This window comes from Desulfovibrio piger, from assembly GCF_012843875.1.
GTDB lineage: Bacteria > Desulfobacterota > Desulfovibrionia > Desulfovibrionales > Desulfovibrionaceae > Desulfovibrio.
Genome location: NZ_JABAFY010000012.1, coordinates 41,700 through 63,817 on the forward strand (window position 1 = coordinate 41,700; position 22,118 = coordinate 63,817).

Consider the following 22,118-nt stretch of genomic DNA (forward strand, 5'->3'; position numbering starts at 1 on the left):
CTCGTGTAAAGAGGCCGGGCTGATCTTCTTTTTTCTCTCTGCAGGCTTTCCCTCACAGCGCAGAAACCTGGGTGCGTCCTCTCCGCTGCCCTGAACTCAGGCCATCCCGCAGACAGCACACAGGAAGGCAGGACACGGTCAGTCCTCCGCCTGCCCCTTGCTGCCGGAGGATACAGCCCCGCAAGAGCAGCCCTCCGGCAACACAAGAAAGGGCTATGCCTACAGCGCCTTGCCGAAGAACTCTTTCAGGGCTTCCACCACCTGAGTGACGTATTCCGGCTTGTCATACAGGTCCACGTGGCTGGCTTCTTCCACCACATGGATCTTCTTGGGCTCCCTGGCCCGCCGGTAGGCATCTTCCGTGAAATAGAGCGTATCCGCCCGGCTGCCCACGATGAACAGCAGAGGACGGGGCGACACCGTATCCAGATAGGCAAAGGCATCGAAGGCCGCCAGCTTGTCATTGCTGGAAACAAGGTAACGATTGACGGACGTCGGATAACTGCAGCGCGGCGTCCTGTAGTATTCGTAGGCTTCCCGCTGGATCACGGACGTATGCTCGTCGATCTCGTCCGGGCCGTCCGGAACATACTTCCAGCAGGGAGCTTCCTCTCCCCGGGCTGCCGCCGTTCTGGCGCGGGCCACTTCCTGCAGCAGCTTCTGCATGAAGTTCTCGATCTCGACACCGGGAAAGCCGTTTCTGGCGCTGTCGCCCACGTCCCAGGTGCTGATCCCGGCCGCCGCCTTGATGCGCACATCGGTCTGGATGGCGCTCATGGTATAGCCGCCCCCCGCGCAGACGCCCATGGCCCCGATGCGCTCTTCATCGACGTACGGCAGGGTGACGAGGTAATCCACAGCCGAGCGGATGTCCTCCACGCGCGAGAAAGGATCTTCCAGACACCGGGGCAGACCTTCGCTCTCGCCCTGATGGGAGGCATCGAATGCCAGGGCCACATAGCCGGCCCGGGCCAGATGCCAGGCGTAAAGCGAGGAACACTGTTCCTTCACGCCGCCGCCGGGATGGGTGACCACCACCGCCGGATATTTGGCGTCCGCATCAAAACCATCGGGCAGGAACAGCAGGCCCGCCAAATTGAGATCGAACTTTTTGAACGAAACTTTTTTCCCTTCTTCGTAATGCGTCGCGTACTGCATATTCTTTTCCCCTGTCCGGCTTTGAGCCGGTTCATGATCCGGCGGGACGACCCGCAGGGCGGCGTCCTGCGTGCAATGGTACGGCAGGCCTAGGCGCCCTGCTCCACAGTTTTGATGATCCTGGCCGGGACACCAGCCACGATGGTACGCGGCGGAACGTCCTCACGGACCACAGATCCTGCCGCCACCACGGCGCCATCGCCCACATGCACCCCCGGCAGGAGGATGGCACCGGAACCGATCCAGACATCCTTGCCGATGACGATGGGCGCGATGTTGTGGACATGACGCCGGTCCGGCGGCAAGCCGTGGTTGATGGTGGCCAGGGTCACCCGGTGCCCGATGAGCGTCCCGTCACCGATGCTGATCCCGCCCTGATCCTGGAAACAGCAGCAGGCATTGATGAAAACACGGCGCCCGATGCGGATATTTTTGCCGAAGTCGGTATAGAACGGCGGGAAAAGACGGAACGTCTCATCTATCGGGCGTCCCGTGATCCGCCCCATGATCTCCCGGATCTCTTCAGGCGTATGGAAGGCATTGTTCAGCTCCGCGGTCAGGCGCATGGCCTCGTACGAATAGCCGTGCATGCAGTCAAAGGCTTCCGTGCCCGTGACCAGCGGCTGTCCCGCATCCAGGTGTTCCAGCAATGTGTCCAGAGACATCATGGCTTATTCTCCTTCATGATGAAGATCAGGCTGACCGCTGCCACAAGGCCTGATGGCGACCGCCTGCGTTCCCTGAGGAGATAGCAGAAAGGCAGTTATCAGGTAAAATACCTATATCAAATATCTATCCATGTGTTTTAAGCATGATAAAGGCTGTAGGCTGCGGGCCCTTTCCCGGCGTTTGCGGCCCATCGGCATCACTGATCCAGCAGGGACCAGGCACAACCGACCAGCATAGCCCCCAGCAATCCATTCGTCACGCGGGCATGCCGCTGGAAAACGCTCTGCAGACTGGCTCCCGCCACGGCCCACACGATGGTGCCCAGACTGCCCATCATGGTCAGGAAGCACATCCCGGCAAGAAGTGCCGCAACAGAATCATGGTGCGGCAGGATGAAGGCGGAATAGGCCGTCATGCCGTAGACCATGATCTTGACGTTGACGAACTGGAGCACGAATCCGGTCATGAAGCCCGCATCGGCACGCCCGTCACTGTTGCCCCCTGCCTTCGGCATGGCGGTCTTCCATGCCAGCCAGAGCAGATAGGCGCTCCCGACATAGCGCATGATCTGCAGGAAGGAGGCGGACAGCACGGAAAACGAGAAAGAAAGTACACCGCAAATGGCCATGACACAGAAAAAACCGCCGCAGATCCCGGCAAGAACAGGGATACTGCCCCTGAATCCTGCCCGGCCGCCCGTCGTAAGAGCCAGGATGTTGTTGGGGCCGGGCGTGATGGCCGTGATGAAGGTGAATACGAAAAAAGCCGAAAGTACCGATGCAGGCATGTGCCCCTCCGTAGCGTTTTGGGACGACTGTCGTATCTATGACCCGATCCCGTACCGGGCCAAGCGACATCTCTGCAGGGTACGCTGATGACTTTATGCGAAAAAGCAAATATATTCGCAGCCATGATTCTATAATCTCGATATATTCTGGAGGGGCCTGTGGATACGCGCAGCATCGTCGTCATCAAGACCATCCTGGAAGAAGGCAGTTTCCAGAAGGCCGCGCAGCGCCTCAACTGCTCCCAGTCCACCGTGACCTTTCAGGTGCGCCAGCTCGAGAACGAGCTTTCTGTACGCCTTTTCGAGCGTCTTGGGAGGCGCATGGTCTTCACCCCTGCCGGCAAGAGCATCCTGCCTCATATGGAAGCTATCCTGCATTCCATGCAGGCCATCACGGCATGCAACGACCCTGCGTCCCTGCACGGGGAGCTGCGTGTGGCTGTGGCGGAATCCCTGCTCTCCTACAAGCTCCATGCCCTGCTCGGCGATTTCGTGGAGCGGGCTCCGGCTGTGAAGCTCCAGCTGCACAGCCTCAATTGTCACGACATCAGGGAAGGCATCCTCTCCGGCCAGTATGATCTGGGGGTCTATTATGATGTGGGCGGACATCCGCACACGCTGGAAGTACTGCCGCTCGGCCAGGCAAAAGGGATCATCGTCGCCTCCCCCCTGCTCGCTCCCGGGCTCCGGGACTTCGATACGCCCCACCAGAGGAAGGAGACCAGCTTCATCATCAACGAGCCTCGCAGCATCTACAGGGAACGTATGGAAGCCCACCTGCGCGCCCGGGACATCCTTTTTCGCAACACCATAGAGCTCTGGAGCCTCGAATCCATCAAAAAAACCGTGGCTGCCAACCTGGGGGTCTCCTTCCTGCCCACGTTTGCCGTGGAGCAGGAACTGGCCACGGGGAGTCTGATAGAGCTGCCGGTACGCATGTCTGGATGCATCGTCCAGGCCATCTGCGTCTGGCACAAGAACAGAGAAAGCACGCCCGCCATGCGCCTTTTCAGGGATCTGCTGCAAGCTTCCGCCCTGTTCCCGATGTAACGGCTGCTGCAGCGTCTACCATGCCGGAGCCCTGCCCCGTCCGCTCATGGCTCGGCCCGCCCCCTGCCTTCATTTCCGCATGACAAGCCCATGACAAAGCTGTAGGGTGCCCCCCGTAACGCTCAACGGAGGATGAACATGCCGGGTTCCAACGCTACCGGGTTGATGCTGGCCCTGCTCACGGCCTTATTCTGGGGGGCCCTGCCGCTGGCCCTCAAACACCTGCTTTCCACGGTGGACGCGCTTTCCATCGTCTGCCTGCGCTTCTGGGTAGCTGCCGCCTGGACATGGGGCCTTTCCTGCCGACATCCCGGCAACAGCACACCGCTGGGCCGCCGGGAAAAAGTCCTGCTGGCTCTGGCCGCAGCGGGCCTAAGCTGCAACTTCGTGTTCTTCAACTCGTCGGTGGCCTACCTCAGCGCCTCCGCCTGCCAGATCCTGGCACAGGCGGGCCCCGTCCTCCTGCTGCTGGGCAGTGTGTTCGTCCTGCGCGAGCCATTCCTCCCCATCCAGGGGGGGAGCGTCATCGTTCTGCTCGCGGGCCTTCTGCTGTTTTTCAATACCCGGCTGCTGGAGCTGGCCAACGGTGACATGCTCATCGGCATGGCGCTGGGGATCATGGCCGCCGTCGTCTGGGCCAGCTACGGCATCGCCCAGAAAGTCCTGCTGCGCACGATCTCGCCCGGGCGCATCATGCGTTTCATCTATCTTGCCGGTGCCCTGGCCCTGACGCCGCTCTCCACTCCTTCGGCCTTTCTTGAGCTGGACTCGTTGCAGACGGCCTGCCTGATCTTTGCCTGCATCAATACCATCGTCGCCTACGGTGCTTTTTCCACGGCCATGAAGAACTGGCATGCCGCCAAGGTCAGCGCTGTGGTCACCACCACCCCGCTGTTCACGCTTGGCCTGGAAGCCCTGGGGGCGCTGGCCCTGCCCCAGGTATTTCCTCTGGAGCATCTGGGCCTGCTCAGCCTGCTGGGAGCTGTCGTTGTCGTGCTGGGGGCCATGGGCATCGCGCTTGGTCCCATGCTGCACCTGCCGCACAAGCGTTCCTGAGCTGAGCGCGTCATACTAGCGGAATCGTTGTAGAGGATTTTTCCTGCGTTGCGGCACAAAACGGCCTGCCTTCAGCCCCGGAAATACAGGACCTTCCGCCCGCCAGCTTCAACTTGACAGCGCGCGTCAGACTGCTTTACAAGATACGACGCGCGCTCGTAGCTCAGTCGGATAGAGCGATTGCCTCCTAAGCAGTAGGCCGCAGGTTCGATTCCTGCCGGGCGCACCAAATAAAATCAATGGGATACCGGCAAAAACGGTGTCCCATTTTTTTTGGCTTTGCGACCATTTTGCGACCATCCTGCGCGCTGCTGCGAATAAGTTTACGGTTGTGAGCTGTTACGAAACTTGAGAACAGCGCTCGGCACCTTTTCGACGTAGGGACGGTGGCTAGAGATTGCTCCAAACAGAGAAAGGGCGTGGGGGTGTCATTTAGACATCCCCACGCCCTTTCTCTGTTTGCTGATCCAGCTTGTTTTTAGCCAATAATGGAAGGCTCAAACAAAGCACACGGGACTCGGGCTGACGCGAAGACATTCCCTCTGCCAGGCGGACCAGCTCCTGTCGTCTGCAGTCCTCCCACAGCCTTGTTTGCCATCATTCCTGTTGCATGCTGCTGACGGGTGCGCACGCGTGTCAGCCAAGTAGCTCTTGAAAAGTCCTCACGCGGGGCCCCAAAAATGCAGAAGACAACAAAAAAAGCGGTCAGCCTGTTACAGCTAACCGCTTGTTTTTGTTGTGGTGCGCCCGAAGAGATTCGAACTCCTGGCCTACAGGTTCGTAGCCTGTTGCTCTATCCAGCTGAGCTACGAGCGCGTCGTGAAAAGCTATGTATAGCAATCGCCCTGCCCTGTCAAACATTTTTGCGTAAAAAAATCAATTTTTATGCAGCCGCTCTTATCGGCCGTCCCGCTTTCGATGGGACCACATAACAGACCAGGCCCCTTTCCCCACACTTTCTGCCGCCATAGGAACACCGTCTGACGACGCAGGCTAGCTGCCGGATGTTACCGCAAAAGCCGGGAACAGAATCAGCCTGTGGAAAGGCTTGTTCCCCCTGGAACACGAACTGCCCAGCGACCTGGTCCCACCGATTGCGACAGTTCAAAAAAACTGGCCCCCTTTGGGCTGAGAGGCGGACTCTCCTTCCCCCCTCACGGGCACAGGCAGTACAAGGCAAGGGACACATACCGCTTGCAGCATAAAAAAAACGGGCTCCAGCTTCACTGGAACCCGTCTGTTTTTTTATGGTCGGGATGGCGCGATTTGAACGCGCGGCCTCAGCGTCCCGAACGCTGCGCTCTAGCCAAACTGAGCCACATCCCGTTGCAAGAGAGGACATTACACCGAAGGCCTGCCGTATGCAAGCTTTTTTTTCAAAAAAATTTTTCTCCGCTCATGTCAGGTGGTATCCGTTCCTGCCCGGCGGAGTCCCGGACATGGCGGTACATGTTTTGCGCATATCGGGCAATTAGGCTTTGACTTTATGAAAAAAGGGGCTAAAACGCACATACCGGTTCGTCTGCCCGGTAAAAATTTTTTTGAGGTTGCTTTATGTCGAACACAGGTTCCACGGACAATTTTGGCTACGGCCAGGAGCTGAAGCGCGAACTCAGCTTCAAGGACGTATTTGTTTACGGTATGCTGTTCATGGTGGTCATCGCCCCCATGTCCATCTATGGCTACATTTCCAAAGACAGCCATATGATGGCGCCCTTTGTCTACTTTGTGGGCATCTGCGCCATGTTCTTCACGGCCCTGAGCTACATGAAGATGAGTAACCGCTTCCCCATCGCGGGCTCTGTCTACGCCTATGTGCAGCGCGGCCTGAACCACCATGTGGGCTTCATCGCCGGCTGGCTCATCCTGCTGGACTATGTGTTCGTGCCCGCCCTGCTCTATCTGATGACCGCCAACTGGTGTGTGGAACTCTTCCCGGCCACCCCCCGCTGGATGTGGGTCATCGTGTTCGTGGGCATCAATACCCTCATCAACGTCCGCGGCATCACCTATACCGCTCGTGCCGACTGGATCATGTTCTATGTGGAAGCCGTGGTCCTGGCCCTGTTCATCGGCTTCGGCCTCAACTACGTCCTTGGTGAAGGCGGCGGCACCGGCCAGCTGGTCATGGATCCCCTGTACCGCCCCGGCGAGATGAACCTGCAGTTCATCGGCCTGGCCTGCACCATCGCCTGCCTCTCCTTCCTGGGCTTTGACGGCATCTCCACCCTGGCCGAAGAGACCCACCGCCCCGAAGTGACCATCGGCCGCGCCACCATGGCCGCCCTGCTCTGCATCGGTTTCCTGTTCATGCTCCAGACCTATGTGGCCACCATCATCCAGCCCGACATGAGCAAGATGAACCCCGACACGGCCTTCTTCGACGCTGCCGAGCTCGCCGCCGGTGACTGGTTCCGCAAGGTCCTGCTGGTGGTCAACATCCTGGCCGTGGGCATCGCCAATACCATGAACGCCCAGGCCGCCACCTCCCGCGTGCTGTACGGCATGTCCCGCGACAACGTGCTGCCCGGCGTCTCCGGCCTGCTCCGCAAGGTGCATCCCCGCTTCCAGACCCCCTACATCGCCACCATCGCCGTGGGTATCTTCTCCATCCTGGTGGCCGAGCTCTCCACCGTGGAAGACCTGGCCCGCCTGGTGAACTTCGGCGCCCTGACCTCCTTCATCCTGCTGAACCTCGCCGTGTACAATTTCTTCTGGCGTCGTGAAAAGATGCGCGGCGGCAAGGCCCTGCTCAACTATGTGATCTGCCCCTTCTGCGGCGTGCTCATCCTCGGTTATGTGTGGCTCTCCTTCGACAGCATGACCCAGATCGTGGGCTTCAGCTGGCTGGCCATCGGCCTGGTCATCGGCTACGTCAAAAGCAAGGGCTACAAGGTCGTCCCCGAAGCCTTCCGCAAGAGCGATATGGTGTAACCTTCATTGCAGGAGTTGAATCATGCAGTACTTTGACAAGGTCGTTTATACCTTCAGTGCCGACAACGAACCCACCGGCACCATCGATTCCGGCGAGATCGTCATCTTCCGCACCCAGGACTGCTTCAGCAACCAGATGCATTCCGAAAGCCAGCTGGTGACCAGCTGCGACTACAGCAAGATGAACCCCGCCACCGGCCCGCTGTTCGTGCGCGACGCCCAGCCCGGCGACGTCATCAAGGTGGAACTGCTGGACGTGCAGTGCGACACCATCGGTACCACCACCACCCTGCCCAAGATCGGCCCCCTCTGGGACAAGTGCGAGACCCGCACCAAGCGCATCCCCATCGAGAACGGCAAGGCCGTCTTCAATGACGTGACCTTCCCCATCAATCCCATGATCGGCGTCATCGGCGTGGCCCCCGAAAAGGGCAAGAGCGTGCCTTGCGGCTACCCCGGCAGCCACGGCGGCAACCTGGACTGCAAGCTGATGGTCAAGGGCAACACCGCCTACTTCCCCGTGCGCGTGGAAGGTGGTCTGGTGCAGATGGGCGACATGCACGCCGTCATGGGTGACAGCGAACTGTGCGGCACCGGTCTGGAGATCAACGGTACCGTCATCGCCCGCGTGAGCGTCATCAAGAACTGCCCGCTGGAATGGCCCGTGCTGGAGACCGCCGACACCTGGTACACCATGGCCAGCGCCGCCGGCTATGAAGAAGCCCTGCGCCACGCCAGCGTGCAGATGCAGGGCCTGGTGGCTGCCGCTACCGGCTGGGATGCCACCGACGCCTACCTGTACATGTCCCTGCGCGGCGACCTGGAAATCTGCCAGGCCTGCAAGCCCTGCGAAGTGGACCTCATCGTGCGCCTGGGCGTGCCCAAGGCCGACATGAAGCGTCCCCTGGTTGGCTAGCAGCTGACCGTCCGACACGACGATACTGAAAAAGGCTGTCCGCATCCTGCGGGCAGCCTTTTTTCGTGTCCTTTTGCCTAAGAAACAGAAGACGCTATTTTTTCCTGTCGTGCCGGGAAAGCCGCTCCAGCAGGCGGTCGTAATAGGTGTCGTCATCAAGGTTCAGGGGACGCTGATGCTTCATGCGGGCCTGCAGGATCATGAACCGCAGTTTCTGCATCTGGCGCACGCGCTCCTGCTCGTCCTCGCAATGTTCCAGCATGTCGGCCAGATTGCTGATCTCCTTGCGCTCGGCCAGTTCCGGCGGCACACAGCCTGCGTTGCGCAGCACCTTGTAGGCCATGCGCAGCTCCGGGGGAACATGGCTGTCGTCTTCCAGTTCCAGCGGTTTGCCCCGGCCGGGAAGGTCATCAAAATCGCCCTTGGCCATGGATTCTTCGATACGGCGCTCGGCAATGGACTGGATGACGGACCAGGGACTGACCTCAGACATGTTTTTCCTCCGTATCGGGAGCATCGGCCCAGAGCTTTTTCCACTCCATGATCAGCTTGAGGGCCGCCAGCGGCGAGAGCTCCTCGGGATCCAGGTCCCGCAGCAGCAGGACCAGCGGATGCGGCCCGGCGGCCGGTGCGGCAGGGATGTCGATGGGCAAAGACGGGGGCTCCTCGCGGGCGACCCGCTTTTCCATGCCGGGAAGCGCCAGCGTCTCCGTCTGGGGCGACATGCGCTTTCCCTCGCCCCGGCTTTGCTCCAGTTCCGCCAGGATGGCCCGTGCCCGCTGCACCACCGGCGCAGGCACGCCTGCCAGGCGGGCCACCTCCACGCCATAGCTGCGGTCCGCAGGGCCGGGCACCAGCTTGTGCAGGAAGAGGATGTCGCCCCCGTATTCCCGGATGGCGATATTCATGGTGAACACGCCGGGCACGCGTTTTTCCAGCGCCGTCAGCTCGTGATAATGGGTGGCGAACAGGGTGCGCACTTCGCCATGCGCCCGGGCCGCCAGATCTTCCACCACGGCCCAGGCCAGGGCAACACCGTCATAGGTGCTGGTGCCGCGCCCGATCTCGTCCAGGATGACCAGGCTGCGCTTGGTGGCCTGCCTCAGGATACGGGCCGTCTCCATCATCTCGACCATGAAGGTGCTCTGCCCCTGGGCCAGATTGTCCGAAGCGCCCACACGCGAGAACAGCCTGTCCACCAGCCCCAGGCGCGCCCGTGTGGCCGGGACCATGGAACCGGTCTGCGCCAGCAGGCAGATGATGGCCACCTGCCGCAGCACCGTGGACTTGCCCGCCATGTTGGGGCCGGTGAGCAGGCACAGGCGGCGCCGGGCATCCAGCGTGATATTGTTGGGCACGAAATTGGCCGCGCCTATCATGGCCTCCACCACCGGGTGGCGGCCTTCCTCGATGAAAATGTCGGCACTGCCGTCCAGTTCGGGACGGCACCAGCCGTTGCGGCGCCCCACCTCGGCAAGGCTCTGCCAGTAGTCCAGATGGGCGATGACGTCCGCCATGTGCAGGATGCGCTCCCGCTGCTGGGCCATGAAGGTGCGCAGATCCTGATAGAGCTGATATTCCAGCGTCTTGCGTTTTTCGGAAGCGGAAAGGAGCGCTTCTTCCAGCTCCTTGAGGGCGGGCGTGGTGAAGCGTTCGGCATTGGCCAGGGTCTGGCGGCGGATGAAATGTTCCGGCACCGGCCCGCTGTGCGCGGCCTTGCTCAATTCGTAATAATAGCCGAAGACCCGGTTGAACCCCAGCTTGAGCTTGGCGATGCCGGTCTCCTGCTGTTCGCGGGCCAGCTCTTCCTGCAGCTTCTGCTCGCCGTGTTCCACCAGATCCAGCAGACGGTCCAGCTCGGCATTGTACCCGGCCTTGAACAGGCCGCCGTCCGTGATGACCACCGGCGGGCTGTCCACCAGCGCGCTGCGCAGCAGATGCGCACAATCGGCCAGATCGTCCCAGCCCTTGAGCAACTCATGGATGACACGGGGCGCGTCCTCCCCGTTCTCCTGCCCGGGCAACGGATATTTCCCGTCCAGGGGCTGCGTCAGGGCCGCCAGAACGGCAGGCAGGGCCGCAAGGCTGTTGCCGAGGGCGATGAAATCCCGCGGGGTGGCCCGGTTGACCGTCACGCGCGTGGAAAGGCGCTCCAGGTCATAGACGTCCTTCAGGGCTTCCCGCAACAGGGCCCGGCGGTTGTCATCATCGTGCAGCAGGGCCACGGCGTCCTGCACGGCCAGGATGGGGGCCGCTTCGCGCCACGGATGCCGCAGCATATCTTCCAGCAGGCGGCCGCCCATGGGCGTCATGGTATCGTCCAGCACATGACGCAGGGTCCCCTTGCCCTTGTGGCCGTTGAGGCGCTGGAAGATCTCCAGATTGCGCTCCGTCACGTCGTCCACCAGCATGTGACGGCCCAGGTCCAGCGGCTGGAAGGGCATCAGATGCTCGGGACGGCGCTTCTGGGTCTGCTCCAGATAGACCAGCAGCGCGCCGCAGGCCCGCACGAGGCAGGGCTTGTTCTGCAGGCCCAGGGCTGCCAGTTCCTGCACGGACTGGGCTTCCAGCAAACGGCGTTCGGCCTTGCGGGCGTCGAAACCGGCCACGGGACGACGCAGCAGGCGCACGCCTTCCAGCAGGCATTTGGGCGGCAACTCCTTGTCGTCCGGCACCAGCAGCTCGCGCGGGGCCAGCTTCTGGATCCATTGCCAGAGCTCGGGCAGGCGCTTCACCTCCATGCCGGACCACTGGCCCGTGGAGATGTCCGCCCAGACGAAGGCACCGTTGTGTCCCTCCCAGAAAGCGGCTCCCAGATAATTGTGGCTGCGGGCGTCCAGGTTGGCGTCTTCCAGTACGGTGCCGGGCGTCACCACGCAGGTCACGGCCCGTTGCACGAGCCCCTTGGCGGCCTTGGGGTCTTCGGTCTGGTCGCAGATGGCCACATGGAAGCCCTTGTCGATGAGCTGGGCGATGTAGGCCTGTGCGGCATGCCAGGGCACACCGCACATGGGCACGGGGTTTTCCGTGTCCCGGCTGCGGCTGGTCAGGGCGATCTGCAGTTCCCGGGCCGCGGTGACGGCATCGTCGAAGAAGAGCTCGTAAAAGTCGCCCATCCGGTAGAACAGCAGCGCATCAGGGTAGTCGGCCTTGATGCGCAGATACTGCTCGAACATGGGAGTCAGCTTGGGAGTTTTTTCTGCCATATGCGTAATTGCGCAGCGGCGCCATCCAAGGACGACGCCGCTGCAGAAAAATGCGCCTGATGCGCGGGGGAAAGGGACTAGGCCTTGTCAGGATCGGGAGCGGTCACTTCTTCCGGCTTGGCCTCGGCCTTCTCCTTGGCGGGAGCGGCTTCTATGGCCTGGGCCTTTTCCTGGGAGACCTTGCGGAGGAAATCGCCGCGCGCGGTCTCACCGTCCAGGCTCTTCTTCAGCTTGGCCACTTCACGTTCCAGAGCGGACACACGCCACTTGCTCTTCATGTAACGGGCCGTCAGGTGCATCTTGTCCCACAACAGCAGGGCCACCGCCAGCAGGGCGCCCACGAAGAAGGCCACGATGACGATGAAGTAGAACGGCAGCGGGATGGACGTCATCTCAGGCACGAAGAAGAGATTGAGTTTGAGCGTCATGGCCGTCGACAGGGCCGTCTGGTTCTGGAAGAAGAAGACCAGACTGAAGAAAATCAGCAGAACAAGTAACAGGACCTTTATATAGCGCATAGTCTCCTCCTCTGCGCGGTGGTGTTCAAAACCTGTCGAAATACGGCTTCAGATGAGCATAGCTGCTGCGCAGATGTTCCGGGATCGTGCGCACCTCGTCCATCACGGCCATGAAGGAGGAATCCCCGTTCCAGCGCGGCACGAGATGGAAGTGCAGATGTTCCCGGATACCGGCTCCGGCAGCCTGCCCCTGGTTGAGGCCGATATTGATGCCTTCGCAGTGAAAATGTTCCTGCAGCACCAGCGTGCAGCGCTGCATCAGGTCCATGATCTCGTGCGTCTCATCCGTTTCAAGCTGGGCCAGCGCCATCACATGCCGATAGGGACAGACCATGATATGCCCGTTGCTGTACGGGAATTTGTTCATGATCACAAAAGCATGCCTGCCCCGGTACAGGACCAGCCGCTCCTCGTCTTCATCCCTGCTTTCGGGAAGACAAAAAACACAGCTGTCCGGCTTGGGGCCAAGGATGTACTCGATGCGCCAGGGCGTCCACAATTGTTTCATTTTCTTTTCCTCAATACACGGCTTGCGCTTCAAGGGCAAGTCCTGCCCTGAACGCCGCTCTTTTATTTAGGAAATACGCCTTCCTGCCGGGCCATGTCCAGCGCCAGACGACGCTGGCTGTCCGCATCCGGGGTCTCTCCGTCCAGCTTGCCGACCAGTACGGCCCGCAGGATGCGCCCGAACAGCGGTCCCGGCGCGATGCCCATGTCGCGCAGATCCCGGCCGTCGATATCCGGCTTTTCACGGCGCCACTGGGTGATGTAACGGGAAAGGTTCTTTTGCAGCCCGCTGTCTTCCACACCGGCCATGATGTAGAGCAGGAACTCCAGCGAGAACTTTTCCAGCAGCAGATACAGCTCGCTGATCCTGCCTGTTCCGGCCTCAAAGGCCTTTTGCCAGCGGGCCAGCTTGGGCTGCACATGCCGCATGGACTCCCGCTGCTGCAAGATCTCCTGCTTGCGTCCTTCGGGCAGCCCCAGGGCGGCGAAATTGGCGGAGACTTCGGCATAGTTCAGCCGGTGTCCCAGGGCCAGGAAGTAGATCAGCCAGTTCTCGACGCTCTCATCGAAATACAGCAGGCGGTACCAGTTGAGCATGGAACGTACCTGCTGCAGGATCTGGCGCTTGCTCGGCGTCAGGGTCAGGGAGGGCCCCAGAGCCCGCAACAGGCCCAGCCCATCCAGGCGCTCGAAACAGGCCGCGGGATCGTCTTCGTCACATATGTGGGTATATTCGTTGAAGATACGCTTTCCGGACAGTTTGTCCAGCATATGCAGGCTGAGCAGGTTCTTGATGAGCTTTTCCGCGCTGGGCCCGATATGGAAGCCATACCGCTGTTCAAAGCGCACCGCCCGCAGGCTGCGTGTGGGGTCTTCCACGAAACTCAGGGTGTGCAGCACGCGCAGCACGCCTTCCTTGATGTCACGCTGCCCGCCGAAAAAGTCCACCAGCTGCCCGTAGGGCGTGCAGTCCAGGCGGATGGCCAGGGCATTGATGGTGAAGTCGCGCCGGAACAGGTCCATCTTGATGGACGAAAGCTCCACCGTGGGCAGCGCCGCCGGGGATTCGTAATACTCCAGGCGCGCGGTGGCCACGTCGATGCGCTGTTCCAGGCCGTCTTCGTCATGGTAGATGACCATGGACGTCAAAAACTTGCGGTGTTCACGCACACGGCCGCCCAGTTCGGCGGCCAGGGCCCGGGCAAAGGCCACGCCTTCGCCCTCCACCACGAAATCCACGTCATGGTTGGGCCGGTCCAGCAAAAGGTCGCGCACAAAGCCGCCCACCACATAGACAGGCATGTTCAGCCGCTGCCCCAGACGGCCCGCCAGCTCCAGCAAATGGCGCACCCGTGCGGGCAGACGGTCACGCAGCAACTTGGCCACATTGCGCTCGCGCGAGTTGTTTTCCTGATAGTCCAGGACCTGACCGGGCTCGGAGGTCATGACGTTGATGAGGTCCGTGCGGGTCACCACCCCCACCACCAGTTCCTTGTCCACGATGGGCACCAGACGCTGCCGGCCGCCCACGATGATGGACGAGATGTCCCGCAAAGGCGCATCCGGGGCCAGGCTCTTGATATTGCGACGCATGTAGTCGTCCACAGGCCGGTCGCCCAGCTTGTGGCTGGTGGCGCGGGAAGCCGTCTGGGCATCCAGGATGCCGATGCAGCGGCGTGTCCCGGGCTTGAAGACAGGCACGGCCTTGAGGCCGAAATGCATCATCAGGGTATCGGCCTCACGCATGCTGCGGTCCGACTCGATCCCCACCGCCGGGGACGACATGTAATCGCTGGCGGTCTTTTCCGGCCCTGCCTGCATGTGCAGATTGCGCACGATGGCGTCATGGACCTCGTTGAGGGTCAGGTTGCGGATGGAGGCCGACGCGGCATAGGCATGCCCGCCCCCGCCCAGCTCCGCACAGATGCGGCCCACATTGATGGCATCGCTGCGGCTGCGGGCCACCACCTGCACCCGGTCTTCCATGCGGCCCACGGCAAAAAGCACCGTGAACTTCTCCATCTCCATCAGCCGATGGGCCAGATAGGCAAAATCCCCCAGGTAGTGTTCCATGGAGGCCTCGGCGATGACCACCGGCTCATTGTTGATATGGTAGACGCGCGCCGATTCCAGCAAACTGTTGAGGGCCCGCACATGCAGGCTGGTCAGCTCATGGGCCGCCATCTCGTTGATGGCGTTGACATCCATGCCCTGGGTCAGCAGCCAGGCGGAACTTTCAAAATCCAGCGGCGTGGTGGAACTGTAGGTGAAAGAGCCCGTGTCCCCGTAGATGCCGAGCCCCAGCAGGGTGGCGTCCGCGGCTTCCAGCACGATCCCCCGTTGCCGCAGCTCCCGCACCAGCAGGGCCGTGACCGAGCCCACGGTCTCCACATGGCTCGTCTGGGCCGGGACATCCTCGGACGAGGCCGGATGATGGTCCCAGACCTCGACGGTCACCCCTTCCCTGTCCAGCAGGGTCGACACATGCCGGACACGCTCCCGCTGGCGCGTATCCACCAGCACGAGATGCGTGATCTCGTCCCAGGGGATGTCGGCACTTTCGGTCAGATGGTAGCATTTGGCATCCAGCGAGGCCACGACCTTTTGCAGGCCGCGCTCCTGCGTCCCGGGGAACAGCAGCAGACTGCCGGGATAGAGGAAGTGGGCAGCCAGCATGGCCGCAAAGGAATCGAAATCGGCATTGGCATGGCAGGTGACCAGGATCCGGGGAGAAGATGCGGACATTACGACTGACTCCGTGGATGGAACTGCCTGTGCAGGGCATGGAGGCGCTCGGCCTGCACATGGGTATAGATCTCGGTGGCGCTGATGTCGGCATGGCCCAGCAAAAGCTGCACGGCCCGCAGGTCAGCCCCGCCTTCCAGCAGGTGGGTGGCAAAGGAATGGCGGAAGGTGTGCGGCGAGATGGAGCGCCGTATGCCCGCCAGCAAGGCGTATTTCTTGACCATCTTCCAGACGTACTGGCGGCTCAGGCCCTTGCCGGAACGGTTGAGGAAAAGGTAGCGGCTCTGGGGCGAAAAGTCGTCACGCCAGAAGGACAGCCACTGCTGCAACAGATCGAGCACCAAGGAATGGAGCGGCACGAGCCTGTCCTTGGCGCCCTTGCCCGACACCAGCACCAGCCCCCGCTGCATGTCCACATCCGCCACCAGCAGGTTGCAGACCTCCGAGACGCGCAGGCCCGCCGCATAGAGCATCTCCAGCAGGCAGCGGTCACGACGGCCGCATTTCTCGCGCATGTCCGGCAATTGCAGCAAGCGGTCCATCTCGGCCTTGCTCAGGACTTCCGGCAGATACTGGGGCAGACGCGGGCTTTCCAGCAGGCTGGCGGGATTGCTCTCCAGCAGGCCTTCTTCCACCGTGTACTCGAAAAAGCCGCGCAATGCCGACAAGCGCCGGGCCAGCGTGCGTCCCGCATTCTTCCGGGCTCGCAGCCAGGCCAGATACAGGAACAGGTCATGTTCATCGAGGCTGGTCTTGTCGCCGGCGTCCAGCTCGTCGAGGAAAAGAAAAAAATTTTCCAGATCCTGCCGGTATGAGACCACCGTACGCATGGAAAGGCCCCGCTGGGCCAGCAGGTATTCCCCCCAGGCCGGGATCTGTTTTTTCAGAATCTGCAGGGATCGCTCCGTCGCCTCAGGCAATGCACTTTTTTCCGTCATGTCATCATGCTAGCTGCCTTGGACGGATTGGGCAAGATTTTTGACAGCATCCGGGCAAATGTCTACAAGGAGGCCATGACTGCACCGACCATCACCGTTTTTGTCTGTCTGGGTTCCAACACTCCCGATGCCGCCCATATGCTCTCCCTGGCCGTGGAGCGGCTGCGTGCCCTGCCCCGTGCCCGGGTGGATGCACTCTCCGGCATCTACCTGACCGAGCCGCAGGACTATGCGGATCAGCCCTGGTTCCACAATCAGGTCGTCCGCATGGAGCTGGAGGCCGACTGGACCCCGCAAAGCTTCGTCCGGGCCTTGCTGGCGGAGGAAAAGCAGCTGGGCAGACAGCGCAGCAGCGATCCGGCCCTGCGCTTCGGACCGCGCTGCATCGACATGGACCTGCTGCTCTTTGGGGACAGCCAGTGCGACGCGCCGGAAAGCATCGTCCCCCACCCGCGCATGTGCCAGCGCGCCTTCGTCCTCATCCCTCTTTGTGATGTGGGCGCCGCCTGCCGCATCCACGGCCGTACCCCGGCGCAATGGCTGGCCGGTCTCGAGTATCGACAGGAAGGTCAGAGAATTTTTCAGTGACGCGCAAAAACTCTTATGCTATCTTGGGTTGCGATAAAGAATGAGACCCTGCTCTACGCAGGAGAAGGAGAGCGACCATATGTGGAAATGGCTTGTGCTGGGTCTGGCCGTTTACGTCCTGTACCGACTGTTTGCCAATGATTTTCTGAAAAAGAAAAAGGAAAACGCCGAAGACCAGGCCGCTGAAGTCGAGCGCAAGGTCGCTGCCGGCGAGATGGTCAAAGACCCTGAATGCGGCACCTATGTCTCCGTGGACGGTAATATCTCCGTGCGCGACGGCGACAAGGTCTACCGTTTCTGCAGCTACGAATGCCGCGACAAATTCCTGGAACGTCTCCAGGAAGGCGGCCGTGAGCTCCCGCCCCGCGACTAAGCGGTGCGTTTATCCCGATCCCCAAAGCCCGTCATCGTACGGGCTTTTTCGTTGGACGGACAGCGGGGCCCCACGCCCGCGGGAAAGCCCCCCCGGGGAGGGACGCCCGTTCCTCTTCCCTGCACGATGCCTCCCGGCAATCATAAAATCGTCGTTTCCGACGCTCCCTTCCCTGTCGTCCATGCGGCGGCAGGTCCCCAGATATGGACTGCCCGGAGCCCCGTGACCGGGCCCCGGGCAGTTCCCCTTCAATCCGTGATGGGGAGATGCCAGTGCGGCTCCCCGCCCAGCGGATGGACATGCTCATGGCTATGCCGGACGTCTGGCGCGCAGCTCAGCAGGCGTCCTTCCCGGATCGTCCAGTACTCCCCGCAGACACGGGAAAGAAAATCCCAGTCATGGGAAATGACCATCCGGGCCGTGGGCAGGTCGCACAAAATGTCGATGAGCCGCTGCCGGGCCTCCTGGTCCAGATCATTGGTGGGCTCGTCCAGCAACAGGGCCTCCGGTTCCATGGCCAGTACCGTGGCCAGCGCCACCAGTCTCCTTTCCCCTCCCGACAGATGGTGCGTGAGGCGCTGCTCGAAACCGGCCAGGCCCAGACGCCGCAGTGTGGCCCGGGCCTGTTCCGCGGCTTCCGCCGCCGAAAGGCCCAGATTGAGCGGCCCGAAGGCCACATCCTCCAGGACCGTGGGGAAAAAGAGCTGATCCTCGGCATGCTGGAGCACAAAGCCCACCTTGCAGCGCAGGGCATGGAAGTCCTTTTCATCATCCAGGGCCTTTCCGTGGAAGCGTACCAGCCCCTTGCCGGGACGCACCAGCCCGGTGATGCAGCGGAACAGGGTCGTTTTGCCGCTGCCGTTGGGCCCGTAAAGACCCGCCCGCTGACCGGCGGCCAGCGTGAATGAGACATCATGCAGGACAGGACGCTGCCCGCGCGTGCCCGAATAGGTCACATCCACCTTTTCCAGACTGAAAATACTTTCCTCAGCGTTTACCGATCGGCCCACAGGATGCTCCCTCCTGCTTCTGTCCACAGGATGCAGGCCAGACAGGATGCCGTGGCCAGCGCAAAACAGATATCCACCGGACGCAGATAAAAGCTGTCCAGCGAATGAAAACGTCCCGAAAAACCGCGCAGGCGCATGGCTTCATGCGTACGTTGGGCACGCTCATGGCTGCGCACCAGCAGCAGCCCCAGCAAGGAGGCCACTGTCCGGTAGGTATGCAGGTCCGTACGCGGCCGGAACCCGCGCAGGCGGGCCGCCGTCACCAGATCCTCCCATTCCGCGGCCAGCAGATGGATATAGCGGCCGGTGAACAGGAACAGGAAGACGAGCTTGTCGGGACAGCCCAGACGCTCCAGGGCATGGCCCAGCGTCGCGGCGGGCAAGGTGGCCACCAGGGACAGGAAAACACAGGCAATGGCATTGGACTTGAGTGTCACCAGCAGGGAAAGGTACAGGCCTTCCCTGCTGACCTGGATGAAATGCCACTGCCAGACCACTGTCCCGGGCGTCGTCCAGGGCGTGACCAGCCACAGGAACAGGATGAACATGTTCACTGCCGCCAGGCGCCGCCACAGGGGCCGCAGGGGAGCCCGTGCCAGGCCCAGCAGGACGCAGCCCAGCCCCAGGCCCAGGCAGCAGGCCGTCACCTGCCGCAGCAGGGCCAGGGCCACGGCCAGCAGCACGGCCAGCAGCACGCGCATGCGCGGATCGATCTGCCGGATGAAGGAATCCCGGACAAAAGGCTGGTCAAACATCGGATCATGCTAGGGCCGGCGCCGGGAAAAGTACAGTCCGATGCCCACCAGGCCCATGATCCAGCCCAGACCGCCCACGATGTCCCGCAGGCCGGGCTCCGCTTCGCTGCTGGCGGCAAGGGCACGCCGCACAGGGGCCAGATGCCGGTCCAGCGCCGCATCGACGATCGCTTCCACATCCTTGCGGCTCAGGGTCGCCGTCACGCCGGCCGGAGCAGCCGCTCCGCTCCCGCCATCCGCGGCCGGTCCGGTTGAAGGGGCCCCTGTCCCGTCTTCCGCCACCGGCACCGTCGTCCCCGTCCCGGCAGCAGGCAGCAGACTGGAAAATTCAGCAGCATCCATCTGCCACTCGTTCTGATGCCCTTCCCCGGCCAGGATGCGGATACGCAATCCGTGCCCCTGGCGAACGACCGCGGGGACCGGGAAGGCGAACGCCCCTTGCCCGTCCGTCCTGCCCTGCAGCAGTTCCCTGCCGGTCTGCGCGTCAAAGACGATGACCGTCCCCTGCCGTACCGGCGAATCCCGGCGGAAAGAGCATTCCACCCGCACGGTCTCCCCTTCCAGCCAGGCGAAGATATTGACCCGGTGCGCCTGCGCGGCCCCGGCAAACACGAGGAGCAGCATCAGGCACAGGCCCCCCGCACAGATCCTTGTAAGAGAGCTCATGCATCCTCCTGTCCGTTATCCGGCTGCACCGGGGCCATGCCCAGCAGCTCCGGGCGCACGCGCATGATGAAGGAGACCGTGAACATGGTGACCAGCCCCTCTGCCAGCATGACCGGCAGGTGCGCCAGCAGCAAAAGCTGTGCCGCCAGCCAAAAGCCCTCGTCCGTAAATGCCAGCGCCAGCGCCGTCAGCACGGCGGCCAGGGCCACCCCCAGGGCTCCGCCCATAAAGGCGCCCGCGCGCACGCCTCCCATGCCGGGGCACAGACGGCAGACGGCCCGGAAGACATACCAGGAAGCCACAGCGGCAAAGCCCATGGTAAAGGTATTGACCCCCAGCACCGTGATGCCGCCGAACTGGAACAGCAGGGCCTGGAGCAGCAGGGCCACGAGGATGGACGGAAAGGCCGCCCAGCCCAGCAGGACACCCACGAGTCCGTTGAGCACCAGATGGGCACTGGCCAGGCCCACCGGCACATGGATGAGCGAAGCCACGAAAAAAGCAGCCGACAGGATCCCCACGGTCACCAGACGGTCATACTCCAGCCTGCGCAGGCCCTGTGCCGTCCCCGCCAGGGCCAGGACAGCGCCGCCCCCCAGGACAGCCGGAGAAAGAACACCTTCCGCGATGTGCATCGTTTTTCCTTCACGGCAGCGGACAGACCCGCTGCCGTGCTAACATCAGTTTGCGCCTACTTTTTCAGCGGCGCCGTAAAATCCATCCAGATCACCGCACCCAGCTCCACGTCTTTGGGCGAGCCCTGGTGATCCATTTTTTCCTCGGCTGTGTTCAGGGCGGCAAAGCCCCACCAGCCCGCCCAGGGGACACTGTATGTGAAGACGCCCTCCTCGTCAGCCTTGATCACCTGGGTCGTGAAATAGGCATTGGGGACCGCATACGCGGCATCACGATTGTAGTATTCCACTTCCACCACGGCACCGGGCACGGGCTTGCCGTCCAGCAGCACGCGCCCCTGGAAGACATTGCCGCTGTAATTGGCAAAAGGACGGGTCAGAGGAACGATCTCCGTCTTCAGCCCCAGAGGGACATCCCATCCTTCTTCCTCGCCGAAGGCCGCCACCACGGTCTTGGTATAGTGGATGATGAAGCAGTCTTCCGCAGGCTCAAAATAAGGGGCAGGCTCCATGGCGAACTGGTACACGCCGGGCCGCTTGATGCTATATCCCGCCCGCCAGGCCTGATGCCCGATGATGGAAACCGGCTTGAGCGAGGATGCAAGATCTTCCGTCTTGCCGTCCACCGTGACAGTCAGGGCCTTGGGACGCTGCATGTCCATGCCCTGCATCTCCATGGGATGCGAGAACGAAACATCCAGCGTCAGGGATGCGTCCTTTTTTTCCATCACCGTCGAGGTGGACGGGATGATCATGCCAAAATGGGCCTCAGCCTGACCAGTGAGGCAGATGAGCAGGGCAAATGCCGTGCACGCTGTCTTCCACATGCTGCTTTCTCCTTGGAGTTCGTGTACTGGGGGAGGATCCCCCGTCTGCTGTTGTCCAGGTGTCCACGAGTAACACGATTTTCAAAAAAATAGCAACATAAAAAGTCAGCCATGCGACCGCGCAGTTTTTGCGACACGAGGTCCATCCGCTCAAACTGTTTCCCCTGTGCCGTGCTGATCCGCAGCCACCGTTGCAAAAGGCGAAGGTGTACCGACGGGCTGCCGCAGTCTTGCACTGTGGCGCAGGAAGCGGCGGATCAGGCCTGGAGGCGCCGCAACGTCTGCCTGCCCGCCGCCGCGCCATCCGCCCCCTGAGGCAACGACCGCCATGACCTGAGGGGTATGGAGGATGGGGGCAGGGAGAGCGGTCGCCCCGTGTCGGTGCCACCCGACACCCCAGCCCTCCTGTTTCCGCTCACCAGCCATCAGGACAGAGGCGGGAAAGCCGCGCTTTTCCCCCGCAAAACGGTGTGCATCCCCCCAGACGGGCATCAGCTCTCCTCTGCCCGCCGTGCTTTCCTTACATCTTTCCCCCACAGCCAAAGCTCCCCGGCCTGTACCGGGGACAACCAGGGACCCCACCGGCAAAATTGCGGAAGGGAAGTCCTGCCGCTGGGGGATCGGGCAGGCAGACGCGCCGTGCGGAGGCGCGCCATACAAAAAAGACCCCCTCGCGCTATGAGCTGCAAGGGGGTCTCGAACGATCTTTGGCAGCGGCCTACTTTCCCACATGACGTTATGCAGTATCATCGGCGATGGAGAGCTTAACTTCCGAGTTCG

20 protein-coding genes and 3 tRNA genes are annotated in these 22,118 nt (G+C 61.8%); 7 read left to right on the forward strand and 16 right to left on the reverse strand.

Annotation, left to right across the window (positions count from 1 at the left end; genetic code table 11):
• Positions 1-219: 219 nt before the first annotated feature.
• From HF854_RS04900 to HF854_RS04910, 3 genes are all read right to left on the reverse strand, one after another.
• Complete coding sequence (locus HF854_RS04900; protein WP_168935290.1) at positions 220-1,158, reverse strand: alpha/beta hydrolase; 939 nt, start codon at positions 1,156-1,158, stop codon at positions 220-222.
• A gap of 89 nt (positions 1,159-1,247) precedes the next feature.
• A complete protein-coding gene (locus tag HF854_RS04905) occupies positions 1,248-1,826 on the reverse strand; it encodes a DapH/DapD/GlmU-related protein (protein ID WP_205906034.1) in 579 nt (192 codons plus the stop codon).
• Positions 1,827-2,023: 197 nt separating this feature from the next.
• Positions 2,024-2,614, reverse strand: coding sequence for a LysE family transporter (locus HF854_RS04910; RefSeq protein WP_168935291.1), 591 nt, complete (start codon positions 2,612-2,614; stop codon positions 2,024-2,026).
• A 159-nt stretch (positions 2,615-2,773) separates the two neighbouring features.
• Here HF854_RS04910 and HF854_RS04915 point away from each other — a divergent pair, with 159 nt between their 5' ends.
• The 3 genes from HF854_RS04915 to HF854_RS04925 all read left to right on the forward strand — a co-directional run bounded on the left by HF854_RS04915 (position 2,774) and on the right by HF854_RS04925 (position 4,949).
• A complete protein-coding gene (locus HF854_RS04915; RefSeq protein ID WP_168935292.1) occupies positions 2,774-3,664 on the forward strand; it encodes a LysR family transcriptional regulator in 891 nt (296 codons plus the stop codon).
• A 138-nt stretch (positions 3,665-3,802) separates the two neighbouring features.
• Positions 3,803-4,720, forward strand: a complete 918-nt coding sequence (locus HF854_RS04920; protein ID WP_240937661.1) for a DMT family transporter — start codon at positions 3,803-3,805, stop codon at positions 4,718-4,720.
• Positions 4,721-4,872: 152 nt separating this feature from the next.
• Positions 4,873-4,949 (forward strand) — tRNA-Arg (locus tag HF854_RS04925).
• Positions 4,950-5,459: 510 nt separating this feature from the next.
• On the opposite strand, the gene HF854_RS04930 is transcribed toward HF854_RS04925, so the two are convergent.
• Together HF854_RS04930 and HF854_RS04935 are read right to left on the reverse strand one after the other, a co-directional pair.
• Positions 5,460-5,536, reverse strand: a tRNA-Arg gene (locus HF854_RS04930).
• A 432-nt stretch (positions 5,537-5,968) separates the two neighbouring features.
• Positions 5,969-6,046: transfer RNA gene (locus tag HF854_RS04935), tRNA-Pro, on the reverse strand.
• 228 nt (positions 6,047-6,274) lie between these two features.
• Here HF854_RS04935 and HF854_RS04940 point away from each other — a divergent pair.
• Both HF854_RS04940 and HF854_RS04945 read left to right on the forward strand, forming a co-directional pair.
• On the forward strand, positions 6,275-7,654 hold the full coding sequence (locus HF854_RS04940) for an APC family permease (protein WP_168935294.1): 1,380 nt from the start codon (positions 6,275-6,277) through the stop codon (positions 7,652-7,654).
• Positions 7,655-7,676: 22 nt separating this feature from the next.
• Entirely contained in the window at positions 7,677-8,570 is an 894-nt protein-coding gene (locus HF854_RS04945) for an acetamidase/formamidase family protein (RefSeq protein WP_168935295.1), read from the forward strand.
• 94 nt (positions 8,571-8,664) lie between these two features.
• Here the strand turns inward: HF854_RS04945 and HF854_RS04950 are convergent, their stop codons facing one another.
• From HF854_RS04950 to xerD, 6 genes are all read right to left on the reverse strand, one after another.
• On the reverse strand, positions 8,665-9,063 hold the full coding sequence (locus HF854_RS04950; RefSeq protein WP_168935296.1) for a DnaJ family domain-containing protein: 399 nt from the start codon (positions 9,061-9,063) through the stop codon (positions 8,665-8,667).
• On the reverse strand, positions 9,056-11,776 hold the full coding sequence (gene mutS / locus HF854_RS04955; protein WP_168935297.1) for a DNA mismatch repair protein MutS: 2,721 nt from the start codon (positions 11,774-11,776) through the stop codon (positions 9,056-9,058). The genes HF854_RS04950 and mutS overlap by 8 nt, the downstream gene beginning before the upstream one ends.
• A gap of 77 nt (positions 11,777-11,853) precedes the next feature.
• Positions 11,854-12,294 carry a lipopolysaccharide assembly protein LapA domain-containing protein gene (locus HF854_RS04960; protein WP_168935298.1) on the reverse strand — a complete coding sequence of 147 codons (441 nt, stop codon included), beginning with the start codon at positions 12,292-12,294 and terminating at the stop codon, positions 11,854-11,856.
• A 25-nt stretch (positions 12,295-12,319) separates the two neighbouring features.
• Positions 12,320-12,802 carry an HIT family protein gene (locus tag HF854_RS04965; RefSeq protein WP_168935299.1) on the reverse strand — a complete coding sequence of 161 codons (483 nt, stop codon included), beginning with the start codon at positions 12,800-12,802 and terminating at the stop codon, positions 12,320-12,322.
• 62 nt (positions 12,803-12,864) lie between these two features.
• Positions 12,865-15,546 carry a CBS domain-containing protein gene (locus HF854_RS04970; RefSeq protein ID WP_168935300.1) on the reverse strand — a complete coding sequence of 894 codons (2,682 nt, stop codon included), beginning with the start codon at positions 15,544-15,546 and terminating at the stop codon, positions 12,865-12,867.
• On the reverse strand, positions 15,546-16,484 hold the full coding sequence (xerD, locus tag HF854_RS04975; protein ID WP_204626485.1) for a site-specific tyrosine recombinase XerD: 939 nt from the start codon (positions 16,482-16,484) through the stop codon (positions 15,546-15,548). The genes HF854_RS04970 and xerD overlap by 1 nt, the downstream gene beginning before the upstream one ends.
• Before the next feature lie 75 nt (positions 16,485-16,559).
• Here xerD and folK point away from each other — a divergent pair, with 75 nt between their 5' ends.
• Both folK and HF854_RS04985 read left to right on the forward strand, forming a co-directional pair.
• Entirely contained in the window at positions 16,560-17,072 is a 513-nt protein-coding gene (gene folK, locus HF854_RS04980; protein ID WP_168935301.1) for a 2-amino-4-hydroxy-6-hydroxymethyldihydropteridine diphosphokinase, read from the forward strand.
• Between the two features lie 79 nt (positions 17,073-17,151).
• Entirely contained in the window at positions 17,152-17,445 is a 294-nt protein-coding gene (locus tag HF854_RS04985; RefSeq protein WP_168935302.1) for a transcriptional regulator, read from the forward strand.
• Positions 17,446-17,693: 248 nt separating this feature from the next.
• Here HF854_RS04985 and HF854_RS04990 read toward each other — a convergent pair whose 3' ends face one another.
• From HF854_RS04990 to HF854_RS05010, 5 genes are read right to left on the reverse strand one after another with little or no spacing between them, the layout of a single operon-like run.
• Entirely contained in the window at positions 17,694-18,455 is a 762-nt protein-coding gene (locus tag HF854_RS04990; protein WP_303931520.1) for an energy-coupling factor ABC transporter ATP-binding protein, read from the reverse strand.
• On the reverse strand, positions 18,440-19,210 hold the full coding sequence (gene cbiQ, locus HF854_RS04995) for a cobalt ECF transporter T component CbiQ (RefSeq protein ID WP_168935303.1): 771 nt from the start codon (positions 19,208-19,210) through the stop codon (positions 18,440-18,442). Before cbiQ ends, HF854_RS04990 begins: the two co-directional genes overlap by 16 nt.
• Before the next feature lie 9 nt (positions 19,211-19,219).
• Positions 19,220-19,876: a cobalamin biosynthesis protein CbiL gene (locus HF854_RS05000; RefSeq protein WP_168935304.1), complete on the reverse strand. Its 657-nt coding sequence runs from the start codon at positions 19,874-19,876 to the stop codon at positions 19,220-19,222.
• On the reverse strand, positions 19,873-20,511 hold the full coding sequence (cbiM, locus tag HF854_RS05005) for a cobalt transporter CbiM (protein ID WP_168935305.1): 639 nt from the start codon (positions 20,509-20,511) through the stop codon (positions 19,873-19,875). Before cbiM ends, HF854_RS05000 begins: the two co-directional genes overlap by 4 nt.
• Positions 20,512-20,567: 56 nt before the next feature.
• A complete protein-coding gene (locus tag HF854_RS05010; protein ID WP_072333590.1) occupies positions 20,568-21,338 on the reverse strand; it encodes a DUF4198 domain-containing protein in 771 nt (256 codons plus the stop codon).
• Positions 21,339-22,118: the final 780 nt, after the last annotated feature.

Excerpts from the sequence above, each read along its gene's own strand:
- folK (WP_168935301.1), top strand. The coding sequence starts at position 16,560 with ATGACTGCACCGACCATCACCGTTTTTGTCTGTCTGGGTTCCAACACT.
- HF854_RS04970 (WP_168935300.1), bottom strand. The coding sequence starts at position 15,546 with ATGTCCGCATCTTCTCCCCGGATCCTGGTCACCTGCCATGCCAATGCC.
- HF854_RS04985 (WP_168935302.1), top strand. The coding sequence starts at position 17,152 with ATGTGGAAATGGCTTGTGCTGGGTCTGGCCGTTTACGTCCTGTACCGA.
- cbiQ (WP_168935303.1), bottom strand. The coding sequence starts at position 19,210 with ATGTTTGACCAGCCTTTTGTCCGGGATTCCTTCATCCGGCAGATCGAT.
- xerD (WP_204626485.1), bottom strand. The coding sequence starts at position 16,484 with ATGACGGAAAAAAGTGCATTGCCTGAGGCGACGGAGCGATCCCTGCAG.
- HF854_RS04960 (WP_168935298.1), bottom strand. The coding sequence starts at position 12,294 with ATGCGCTATATAAAGGTCCTGTTACTTGTTCTGCTGATTTTCTTCAGT.
- cbiM (WP_168935305.1), bottom strand. The coding sequence starts at position 20,511 with ATGCACATCGCGGAAGGTGTTCTTTCTCCGGCTGTCCTGGGGGGCGGC.
- HF854_RS04940 (WP_168935294.1), top strand. The coding sequence starts at position 6,275 with ATGTCGAACACAGGTTCCACGGACAATTTTGGCTACGGCCAGGAGCTG.
- HF854_RS04950 (WP_168935296.1), bottom strand. The coding sequence starts at position 9,063 with ATGTCTGAGGTCAGTCCCTGGTCCGTCATCCAGTCCATTGCCGAGCGC.
- HF854_RS05000 (WP_168935304.1), bottom strand. The coding sequence starts at position 19,876 with ATGAGCTCTCTTACAAGGATCTGTGCGGGGGGCCTGTGCCTGATGCTG.
- HF854_RS04965 (WP_168935299.1), bottom strand. The coding sequence starts at position 12,802 with ATGAAACAATTGTGGACGCCCTGGCGCATCGAGTACATCCTTGGCCCC.
- mutS (WP_168935297.1), bottom strand. The coding sequence starts at position 11,776 with ATGGCAGAAAAAACTCCCAAGCTGACTCCCATGTTCGAGCAGTATCTG.
- HF854_RS04905 (WP_205906034.1), bottom strand. The coding sequence starts at position 1,826 with ATGATGTCTCTGGACACATTGCTGGAACACCTGGATGCGGGACAGCCG.
- HF854_RS04920 (WP_240937661.1), top strand. The coding sequence starts at position 3,803 with ATGCCGGGTTCCAACGCTACCGGGTTGATGCTGGCCCTGCTCACGGCC.
- HF854_RS04900 (WP_168935290.1), bottom strand. The coding sequence starts at position 1,158 with ATGCAGTACGCGACGCATTACGAAGAAGGGAAAAAAGTTTCGTTCAAA.
- HF854_RS04910 (WP_168935291.1), bottom strand. The coding sequence starts at position 2,614 with ATGCCTGCATCGGTACTTTCGGCTTTTTTCGTATTCACCTTCATCACG.
- HF854_RS04945 (WP_168935295.1), top strand. The coding sequence starts at position 7,677 with ATGCAGTACTTTGACAAGGTCGTTTATACCTTCAGTGCCGACAACGAA.
- HF854_RS05010 (WP_072333590.1), bottom strand. The coding sequence starts at position 21,338 with ATGTGGAAGACAGCGTGCACGGCATTTGCCCTGCTCATCTGCCTCACT.